Raw genomic sequence first — 10,912 nt, 5'->3', positions numbered from 1 at the left:
GCGACGACGCAGTGGCGCGAGACATCGAACAGCAGCGTTCTTGCCAGTACGTTCCGTCAAGTCTTCGCTGTCAATCCGCCATCGCCTTCAGCAGCGCATCCCGCCCATCCTGGTAGAACTCGATGTCCAGCTTGGTCGCCATCTCGTCCGACAAATCGAACAGCTGACGCCGGCACGACACGGGTAGAAGTAACGACTTAGCGCCTTTCTCAACAGCTAACTCAGCCAGGGATACTGCGTTGTGGATGGGTTCGATGGTGCCGCCGAGGGTCACTTCGCCTACCACGACCAGGCCGCCTCGAATCGACTTTTTCAGTAATGCGCTAGCCAGCGCGATGAGTGCAGCCACGCTCGTCTTGGCGCCCGATTTGGCGGCGTCGAACCCTCGTAACTGCACAGAAAACTCATGTGAACGAGGGTCTCGGTCCCCCACTAGCTGCTGCGCCCTGGCATAGAGGTTCTGCTCGGCACAGCGAATCGATTCCTTGAAAGGAGCTGGCACCGGATTGTTGAGCACTCTCACACCGCTGCCTGGCCCCTCACTGACTTCAAGGCGGAATAGCCCCGGATACTCGTCCTGGCCGCCGGGGCTCAGTGTCCAAATCTGTCCGCACTCAAGCGGCTCATCACCAATACCGCCCTGACTTTGAAGTTCGGGCGTGCTCACAAATTTCTCGACGCCTTCCGCGCCTATGGTGTAGCTGAAATGCGTGTTGCGGAACTCCGCCGCGCCGATGCGCTTCTGCTGCTCCTTCACGCGACGCCGCACCTCCAGGGCCAGCCGTACCGCCCACTCCAAGTCTTCATCGCTCACCGGCGTCTCGGGGTTCGGGTAGAGCAGCTTGAGCAAACCGCTAACCGTCTTATTGACGCCATTCAGGTCGCGGCCAGATAAGGCGCCCCCCCAATAGACGCGGCCCTGTAGCGTCGAGACACGACTCTGGTTGCGCAACTGGGTGAAACACTCGGATAGGAAATCACTCACCAACCCGAAATGCTCAGTGAATAGGCTCGGGTTGAGCTTGGGCACGTCCCAGCCAGGCAGGAAGCAGTGAATGCGGTCCATGAAGGCCGTGTCGTCGCGCATCTCGGGCGGCAGCGGGCCGAACAGGTGCCCGATACGCTGCTGGTGCTCGACGTCCACATCGAAGTTACCCACCAGGACGATGGAGCCGTCCGCACGGATGCTTTCCTTGCCGCGCGAGAACTCGCCGCTCTCCATATAGCCCTTCATGATGTTGACACCGTCCTTCTGGTCAAAGGACACGCCAGACACCTCGTCGAAGCAGACCACATCGTATTGGCACACCAAGCCACGCTGCCCATTAGCGTTATTGACGAACATGCGCGCGACAGTAGCCTTGCCGCCGGAAATCAGGTGCGCATAGGGCGAGACTTGCTGGAACAGGTGCGACTTGCCTGTGCCACGCGGCCCCAATTCGACCAGGTTATAGTTGCGCTCGACGAAAGGCACCATTCGTAGCAGCAGCGCATCCTTGGCCCGCTCGGGCAAGGTCTCCGGCTCGAAACCCACGCTACGAAGCAGTAGGTCACGCCACTCGGCAGTCGAAAAGCTCTCGCGTCCTTTGGACAGCACGTCCAGCACCTCGCGCTTGGACAATTGGATAGCACGCAGTGCGTCGACGCCAAACGGCCGACCACCCTTCTCCTGCGCAATAGATGCGTCGTAGCCTAGCGTGACCTCGGCATAGAAGCCGCCCGTCAGCATGCGCTCGTTGTCCTTAACCATCTCGGGTGTCAGCCGGACATCCGTCAGCCGCAAGCTGGGAAGTGTGGCGATGTAGGAGTCGGTCTTGGCGTCCAGGCGCGCTGTAATGATGTCGATGATTTTCACAGAACCCGACTCACGCGCCCGGGCCTTGAAAAGCTCCTCCTCGCCCGCCTTGACGGTACGGGACGCCAGCTGACGCTGGACGATGTCGAGGCCCTCTTGGATTTCTGCCTCGTCCGTTGTCGCACAATACCGGCCCAGCAAAAACTCGACAACATAGGTGGGCACGGGGAACTGACGACTGAACGTGCGCACCAGGTCCTTCCGAACTACATAACCCTCGAAGGCCGCCGTAGCTTTTTTGTCCAACTCATCGAGCTGCATCTTTTCTACCTATCTTGTGCCCTGGTCGTAACCAGAATCCTACTTTTTGTTTACCGAGTCGGGGTAACGAGGCAACATCATCCGCCGACGGTGGTTGCCTGCTTCTGCAGCACGTCGCCAGCTGGACTTAGGACCACCACCACGGCAGCAGAACCCATATGGTCGTCGTCGGCAACAGCCAGGTTCGCCTTGCCGCCATCTACCGACTTTGTACTCGCCGCCAACGAGGTGGATGCCAGAGCAGCCTTGGTGCGAATATCGACGGTCAAACCTGAGGAAGCGCTATCCACTTCGACAACGCATCTTAAGCCTTTCCAGGTCACTGTTTTGATGGCGACCGCCAGTACTGTTGAAGTCGCGCCCGTTGCCTCTAGCTCTAGTACTGGCACCAGGCACTCCTGCAGGCTGATACCGCCATGGGCGTACTCATCCCCCGCTTTGAAAGAGGCTACGCCGGGGGCGTAGGCCACCTGGACGTCCTTGCACCAATCCCAGCCGAACGTCAGCGGGGTGCCGTGGGCGGATTCCTTCAGTACCGCGCAACGGCCCCAGCGGGTTTCCGCCTGGTGCTTGGCCAGTTCGGTCTTGGGCAAGCCACCAGGAATCAGCAACCAACCGTGGTCGGTCACGATTCGCACACGCTGCCAGCCGGCCTGGCACAGCTCGCCAACCCGCTCCACCACTTGGTCCAACTGAGTCTCCAGGTCACGCGCCAAGCGTACGCCGTGCTCGTGGCCGTAGTGGTCCAGGTCGCCCACTTCGGTCCACGCACGGCCCAGCGGGTTTCCGGTCTCGTGCTTATCCAATGGCTGTACGTCATGCTCGGCCAGCAGCTTGCGGAAATTGTGGCCCGACAGCGGCTTACCGTCTGCGGCCACGCGAGGCTCGAACTCAACGTCGTCTGCCGTGCCCGACACTTGGTCTGCAACGGGGGAACACCAGGCCTTGCCGGAAGCTGTCACCGAAGGCAAGCTAGTCCAACGAGCGGAAAGGCTCGCCTCGCCCAACTTTGACAGCCGTTGACGCAAGCGCACCGCCACATCGTAGCGTAAGCCATCGACGAACAGCGTACAGGTGCCGGCGCTTTGTACCCCGACGGACTCTGCAGACAAGGGGGTCAGTCCGCCAACGACCTTGATAGCCTCCTGCAGGCGCTTGGCTGTTTCCTCGACCCAGGGCAGGTAGACCGCGCGAAGGGCCGCCGAAACGGCGTCAACATCGGCCTTCAAATGCACAGAACCCAGAGCGTGCAGTCCAGCCTCGTCTACCAGCCAACCCGACTGCTGGTAGCTTGCGGCCAGCTCAGCCGGTGTCTGGCCGATGGGGACGGTCGCGCTCAGCTCGGCAGCTTTGTTCAGATGCGCCAGTGCCGCCGCCAGCGGTGAACGGCCCATGCGGTTCCATAGCCAACTGCGCCGTATGCCATGTTCCTTTTCGGCATCGAGAATTGCCGCGCGTGCCTGTCGTGCATCCATGGTGGCGCAGCCCAACAAGGCATTTCGCAGCGCAGACTCCCTCTGCTCGTTAGCCTGCGGATAGCCGGCCAGTTGGTCGAGGTCAGGAAACAACCCCATCTGTGGTGGCTGAACCTTAGCAAGCAGCTCGAACACCTTCGGAAAGCTGGTGTACGAGTCCTTGTAAAGTTCGGCGACGGCTGCCCATTTACCTTGGGCTTTGGCCAACAACTCGGCTGCCAGAAGCGTTCCGTCGGAAACGGGGTCAACGCCAAAGTCCGACTTGCACCGCTTGGCAAACACCTCCCATCGAACGCCTTCCCACTGATTCCGAGCGCCCTCTGGGTCGTTCAACCAAACCAGCAGGTCGCGTGTAGAATTGGGCGCCAGCAGGCTATGCAGCCACTCGGCGTTGATTTGCCGCTCCTTGAGCTCTTCCACGCTGCGTTCTAGCAGGACGCCGGCCTCCAGCGCCTGGCCTAAGGCTTCCTGCGTGGCTTTGTCCTGCGCCACGTCGAGACCCAGACCACCGTGCTTCGATGCAAGAAAGGCACTCAGAGTCCAGTCCTTGGTGTTAGCCTGGCTCCAAAATGCGCCGCGGTATTGCAGTTCCGCCAGGGGCTGAAGGTCACGCGGGCAGCTTTCGATAGCGCGCAGGTCAGCGCGGCTGACGCCGTGTAGGTAGACTACGGGCACACCGTCGAGTTTGACGTCCGCAAGGACGCCGGAAATTGCACACTTCAGCCAGATGGCGGGACCGCTACGATGCTCGTGGTCATAGGGACCAAGGACGCACAGGCTGGGCAACAGCTTCCTCAATGCAGGTAACACAGATTGCCAGTGTCCGTCCTTGTCTGGCCAGAGGATAGCAGCGGCCGGTGCCGCCGTGTGCGAGTTGCCCTTGGCTGCCGACATCACTGCGGTCGCCAACGCGTCGCCAACACAGTCATGCGAAGATGGTCCAGGAAGCTCTGCGCCACTGTTTTTCCGAGACATGATTGTCCTTATTGTTCCTTGGCACCTGATTGGTCAGAAATGGTACTTCTCGCTGCGTCGCCTGAAGGCCTGCTCTGAGCCTTCCATGATGTCAAGCACCGCTTGCGCAACGTCTTTCCGGTCCAATCCGCCTTTAGAAAGTGCCTTTCCACGACCATCCCGTGCTTCCAGTGCATAGATTTTTTCGGCGTCGGCATTGACGGGCAGGTTGGCATTGTGTGTCGCCACAATCAACTGCCGCTTGCTCTTCGCCGCGCGAAGGTCCCGAACCAGCGTCCGATAAATGAAGCTCGAGTCCAATTCGTCCTCGGGCTGGTCAATCACGATTGGCCCCTCCCCACGGGCCAACATCAAGTTCAGTAGCACCGTATTGCGCTGTCCCTCCGATAACGCTCCGCTCATGGAGCCGGCTACGGTGCCGTCCTCACGCAGAAGCTGGACATCGATGCCGTCGCTCACGCGTGAGATGCGGACGTCCTCCCATAATGGGCGGACGTTGTCGCTATCAAGGTGAGTGAAGAGCAATTGGTGAAGGTCTTCGAAGCCAGCCGTGAGCAAAACCTGCAGCAGCAGTGGGTCCTGTCGTGCCGCCTCAACCGTTTCCCACGCTGAGGCATCAGCGCTTTGCTGCCACGTACGAAACAGGTCCTCGCCAATTTCGTCCCACCGCCGCGCAAGCTTTCCGCGCTTGTCTTGTGGTGCGAGTCGTGCCCAGGTCGTCCTGAAAGACGCCTCATCGGCCATGTACGCGGTAGCCAAGTGCACCGTTTGAGATGCGACAGAAGCTTGAATTGCCGTCGCTGTCGCGCTGCGAGCAGCGAACTGCGCCCTCCATACCGCGTGAAGTTCTTCCAACATCTGCGGGAACTTGTCGGCTTCCTTCTGCACATCCGTCAACCGCTTCTGACGTTCCTCGACCAGCGTCAACTTCGCCTGCCGCTTGTCCTCCAATTCTTGCATCCGCGCGATGTCATCCTCGCGAATTCCACGCTCGGCACAGGCCGCCTTGAACCGTGCCTGGACAGCATCGATGGCATCTAGCGTCGGCTGCACTGCTTCGGCACTCAGGCACGTCGCAGTAACTTGCCTATAGTCGTTCAGTGCGCGGCCGATGGCGGTGGCCAGGTCGATTCTTGCCTGCAGCATGCGTTCTGCGGTGGAAGCAAACCATTTGGCATTGGGCCACTCTCCAGCGGTCGCAAGCAATGGTTCATTCGGCTTCGCCAATTCCGCCAGAACCTGTTCAATGGTTTCGATGATGGGTGAATCGGCACCCCTCATCCTCTCGAGATTGCGTCGCGCCTCCAAAGCCAGTTGGTTCTGGCTGGAGTCGTCTTGCACGGCCTCGCGCGCCTTGAGCTGGCGCTCCAACTCCACCGCTTCCTGCTTGGTTTCGCTCAACTCAGCTTGCAGGCGCACCGCGTCCCGGGTGCTCTGGAACAAGGCCTTCAGTCGCGCCTTAAGTTCACGCTCTTGGGCGTTGAGCTCGAGCAGCGGAATGCCCACCGCAGCGTCGATGAGCGACAACACTTGGGCTTGCCCTTGCACGCCATTGGTCATCTGGCTCAGTTCGCCCTGGCTGAAGAACTGCAACTGCAATTGACGCAACACGGTCTGCAGGTCTGCAACCTCGCGCCCATCCAGCCAGCGCTGCGGTCCGTCAGCTCGACCGGGTCGATAGACCAAGGTGTCGCGGACGCCGTTGCCCACCTCGAACGTCACCCTTACTTCTGCCGCCACTGGCAGCGACTCTCTCAACTGCTTTCGCTTGCGTTGGAGCCCGCGGTCCTGCTCGTTAGCTTCAGGAACCCCTTCGTCTTGGCTCAAAGCAAACCGGATGTACTCCAGAAGCGACGATTTGCCGCTGCCGCGACCGCCGATGACGCAATTGAAGCTTTCGGAGAAGTGCACCTCTTGGTCTTCCAGGAACTTTGCTCCTGTCACCGCAACCTTCGTAATGCGTGGATGCGTCAGCGCATCGCTCGGCCGTTGGCCAACCAGTTGAATGCGCGACAACGGGTCCAGAAATGCCTGGCGCAGTGCCTCGATGGACGGCTTGGACATCTTGAGCCAGGTATGGCGGTAACCCAGCGAGTTGGCGATGGGCGCACCATGCTCGTCCTGCTTGAGAGATTTTGCATCCGACGACATTACGTAGGCTGGATGACAGTCCGACCGCGCCCAGGCCCTGTCTCTGCCCTCTATGATGTCGAGGACGCGCCTGGTGGGCGGACTGGACGTGACCTCCAATGCCAGAAGCTTGTGGTTCTTATAGTCATCCATATGACGAGGGTCATTCAATAGCCCGTCGTTCTGGTCTGAGTGCGCCGCAATCACAATGCCTTTGTGCTGCTCTTGAACCAGTTCGATGAGCTCCTTCAGGCTGACGTTTGCGCCATTCCTCCGCAGCGGCATCGGACGACCTTGCCGGAAGCGCTCGTTCTCATCCAATCCCAGCTTGCACAGCAGCCTGTTCACCCGCCACACATGGCTAGCTTTCGTTGCCGGCTCAAATAGGCAGAGCACGTGGTAGCCGATGTCGACCTCGAAGCCAGGCAGGATATAGAGCGGCCTCCGCCCTAGTTCCTTGGCAACCGACTTGTTCTGTTCAACCAGGTGGGTGAGGAACCAGTCCCGCGGGTCAGTCCTTTGGGAAAAGTTGTGGTCGGTGACTCCAATTAGCTCCAAGCCAACCGCATGGCATCGATGAAGGTAAGCGCGGGCAACTTCCTGCAGGCGCTGTTCGTCCGCTTTGACCGGACCCACCACGCCATTCGCATCGGGTGCGGGCACAATCATCGGCCGGCGCGGCTCGCCCAATCGAGTGTCGTCATCGGCCCAGTGCGCGCCGTCCTCGGGTGTCTGCACCTGAAAGTCGCACTTGAGCCACCGCATCCCTTCATAGTTAGTCACGGCTTGCCTCCCTTGCCGCCAGCTTTTCCGTTACCGTCAAATGGTGGTCATTGATGCGCTCGCCCTTGAACACTTTGAACCAAGGGGAGCTTTCAACGTCCTTGCCGCGGTCCTTGTCCCACGTGATGTTGAGCTTGGGCTTCTTGTTGTGGCGCAGCGCGTCGGCGGTCATGAAGGGGCGGATGTTCAGGCGGACGCCGTCGTTGAGGTCGGGGTTCCAACCGATGGGTTGTTCAGCCAGGGCCTTCCAGCGCACGAAGATGTCGTACGGGGCCTCGCCTTCGAGGATGAGCTCTAGGCGGCGCTTTAGGTCCTGGGCGGCGGCCAGGCGGGTCTGGGCACCATCGACACCATCGCGCACGCCAGCTTCCTGCTGGCGAATCCAGTCGCCCAGATAGGTGTGGATGAGGCGCTCCAGGTTCTTGGCATCGAGCCGGTGGTAGTTCACCAGCGCGGCAAAACCATCTTTCAGGCCGTCCCACACGTGCCAGATGAAGGGGCGATGGTGAAAGCGTTTGGCGTGTTGCTCGAAAAACTTGTCACGCAGCCAGACATCCAGGCTCTTGCCCGCGCAGTCGGCATCGGCCAGCATTTTGTCGAGAACAGCGGGCTTCCAACTGCCGGGCTGCACCGTCTCCCAGGCAGCAATCAACAGCTTTAGCAGGCGCTCGTGCGCGGGTGGCTCCCCGCGCACCGAGGGCAGGCAGACTATGCCGTCGTCGTCGGTGTGCTCACCAAGCTTCTCGCAGCCGGCAATCCAGTTGCGCGCCTCGTCGGACAGTTTCATGGATATGTCTGTCTCGGCAGGCCAACGGTAGCCGGCAATACGGGCGACCGCCACTTGCAGCGGGTCGGTGGCTGGGCGAGGGTGTCCGTGAAATGCCAGTTGAGCAGCATCCTGAGTCATCAGACCTGGCAAGCCCGAGGGAAACAGCCTTCCGGCCTCTTCCGACCATTTGACTACGTCGAATGGAATCTCGGTCAATACGCTGGTTGAGGCTGAGACTCTTGGGTCACGCTCACGTACCAGCCGCTCATATTCCGCAGACCGCAGAAACGTAAAGACTGCGGGCAGGTCTTTGTCATTGCGAGGACAGACCATGACAGCACCCTTAGTAAAGGCACCACCTATGGACATACCTGCTGAGATTCCGCGGACGCGACCAACCAAGATTCCTCGCTTCGACCAGAGTTCAGTGTTCTGAATCCGGGCCTGGGGACTTCTTGCCAGTTCGCCATTCCCGTGGTCCCACCGCAATAGTTGCTTTGCATCCGCATGCAGTGAGTCCCTGGGACCGGGTTCGATGTACGGCAGCCAGCCTTTATGGTCTTGTAGCTCCCATAGGTACAGTGCAAAGCGGTCGCCATCGCCAGTTGATGAACCCTCTCCTGATACCACCCAGCGAATCAACGGCGGCAGCGTGGACACCTCTGCAAACGAGACCTTTGTGCCGGCTTGCTTTGCAAGGCCTGACTGAAGGACTCGACGCAGGATTCTGTCATGCGATTCGGCTGACGACTGAGTTGCTGACGCGAGTACATCGACCTTCTTCTCCTGCGTGAAGATGGCCTCTCCTGGGCGTGAACCGACGTCGAGCCCAATGAAGAAATGGTTCTCAGGTGGCACGTTGCCACGCAGCGTCAACAGAACGGTATTTGGCCCACGATTGCCGAACGATTGCCATGCCTCCTCGCCAAGAACCACCGCGAATTGCCAAGTAGTAGAGAAGAGAATCCGTTTCCGGAAATCTTCGTACGATTTTCCGACCCACCAGTTTTGCGGCATCACCACGGATATGACGCCAGCCTCAGAAAGGAGACCAAGACACCTGTCCAGCATCAAAGTAGCGAGGTCAGCTGCCGCATCTGGCGCTACTCGCTCTGCGTACTTGACCAACTCGTCGTCATGACCCTCACGTCCCAAATAGGGCACGTTGGTCACCACCAATTGATATTTTCCATCTAGCAGCCTTGCCGCATCCAACAAGCCACGTGCGGTCAGCGCAAGGTCCCAGGTATCGTCGCCAAGGTCATCGCCATGACCCTGCAGCGAGCGCGAGGATTCGGTAGCCAGCGCGTGTTCCAGTAACTCTCGCAGCTTTTCGAGGCTTGAGGCGGCTAAGTCATCCTTGAAGCTACGTGCCGGGTCTAGCAAACTGCCCAGCAAGGGCGCTTGGGCAAAGCTGGCATGGAGAAGTCGCAGTTCCTGCCGCAAGTAGGCGGCGTTGGGCGCGTCGGTGGGCACCAAAGCCATCCAGTCCTCGGGCTTGGCAGCTACTTTCAGCCCGCAACAGGCCACCTGCGGTGCGGGCAAGTCCGCACGCACGCCCAGCGGGTCGCCGTTCTCGTCCGGGTAGCGCCAAGCCGCCAATGCCAACGCAAAGACAGCAATTTCCACGCAGCGAGCGTCGAGCTCCAAGCCGTGCAAATTGGTGGCAAGCACAGCGTCCACTGCATCCGTCGCGCTCAGGCCCTCGGCCTTCATGCGCATCGGCACCAGCATCAAGAAAGCCGCCACCAGGAAGTGCCCCGAGCCGCAGCAAGGGTCGAGAAGCTTGAAGTCCGCCAGTCGGTCGGGCCAGCCTTCGAACCTGCCGGCGGCGGGCGTACCATCCCCCAGGGTGCGCAGGTAGGTCAGCGGCACCGGGCAGGTCTTGCCAGGATGGCGCGTCACCCACCAAGCGCCCAGTGAGTTGTGGAGCAAGAAGTCCACCATGTAGGGCTCAGTGAAGAGTTGGGTAACGGCGGGCAGTTCGTCGGCGCCAATCTTGTCGCCTGTTGCGTTCACCTCGTCCTTGCGTTTGGCCTGCCAGAACTGGTAAACCCAGCCCAGGCTGTCGCTCGCCTTGAACACCTCCGTGGGCAGCGCGGCCAGCAGACGCTCAAGCTCGCGCTGATGCTCGGGCGCGAAGGCCAGTTCGAACACCGGGCTCTGGGGTTTGAACACTTGCGGCAACATGCGGGCGGCGAGCTTGCCAGCCAGTTCCCAATGGCTCTTGGCGCCCAAGGCCATGTCTGGGTGATTGTCCACCATGTCCCGGCAGTCATCCAGCGACACCGGAGCACCCGGCTCCCACATCAGCAGGCCGTTCTCCGCCAGGAAGCGAGCGAAGAGCATACGGTGCCAATGCTCATAGGCCACTTCCCACACCAGGTGCTGAACGCCTTGCGTTTCGTCGCTGGCTTTCATGTCACCCAGGGCGCGGCCGTGGGCACGCAGGCGGCGGCGCAGCCCCTTAAGTTCGTCAATCAGGTAGTCGGGCGCCTTGCCTTCCGCCACCGCCAGTTGAGTCAGCACGGCACGGGCGCCTTTCTCCGCAATGTCGCGGGCCGCCTTGACGGTATTCTCGAGCTGAGTGCGTAGCGTTTTGGCCAGCGGCTGATTATTGATACTGTGTGTCGGCATATGTCTATGTCTTATTTGCGACGTGAC

4 protein-coding genes are annotated in these 10,912 nt (G+C 60.3%); all 4 read right to left on the bottom strand.

The window, feature by feature from the left end:
- Positions 1 to 70: 70 nt before the first annotated feature.
- A complete protein-coding gene (brxL, locus tag LDO29_RS01715; RefSeq protein ID WP_224078065.1) occupies positions 71 to 2,116 on the bottom strand; it encodes a protease Lon-related BREX system protein BrxL in 2,046 nt (681 codons plus the stop codon).
- 77 nt (positions 2,117 to 2,193) lie between these two features.
- On the bottom strand, positions 2,194 to 4,566 hold the full coding sequence (gene pglZ, locus LDO29_RS01710) for a BREX-1 system phosphatase PglZ type B (protein WP_224078064.1): 2,373 nt from the start codon (positions 4,564 to 4,566) through the stop codon (positions 2,194 to 2,196).
- Positions 4,567 to 4,599: 33 nt separating this feature from the next.
- Positions 4,600 to 7,479 carry a TrlF family AAA-like ATPase gene (locus LDO29_RS01705; protein ID WP_224078063.1) on the bottom strand — a complete coding sequence of 960 codons (2,880 nt, stop codon included), beginning with the start codon at positions 7,477 to 7,479 and terminating at the stop codon, positions 4,600 to 4,602.
- Complete coding sequence (locus tag LDO29_RS01700) at positions 7,472 to 10,885, bottom strand: BREX-1 system adenine-specific DNA-methyltransferase PglX (protein ID WP_224078062.1); 3,414 nt, start codon at positions 10,883 to 10,885, stop codon at positions 7,472 to 7,474. Before LDO29_RS01700 ends, LDO29_RS01705 begins: the two co-directional genes overlap by 8 nt.
- Positions 10,886 to 10,912 lie beyond the last annotated feature (27 nt).

Origin of the sequence: Cupriavidus laharis (assembly GCF_914271435.1) — a bacterium.
GTDB classification, from domain to species: domain Bacteria; phylum Pseudomonadota; class Gammaproteobacteria; order Burkholderiales; family Burkholderiaceae; genus Cupriavidus; species Cupriavidus laharis.
This window is presented reverse-complemented; position numbering and strand designations above follow the sequence as displayed.

What these genes read in the sequence shown, in the direction of transcription:
- brxL (WP_224078065.1), bottom strand. Translation starts at nt 2,116, where the DNA reads ATGCAGCTCGATGAGTTGGACAAAAAAGCTACGGCGGCCTTCGAGGGT.
- pglZ (WP_224078064.1), bottom strand. Translation starts at nt 4,566, where the DNA reads ATGTCTCGGAAAAACAGTGGCGCAGAGCTTCCTGGACCATCTTCGCAT.
- LDO29_RS01700 (WP_224078062.1), bottom strand. Translation starts at nt 10,885, where the DNA reads ATGCCGACACACAGTATCAATAATCAGCCGCTGGCCAAAACGCTACGC.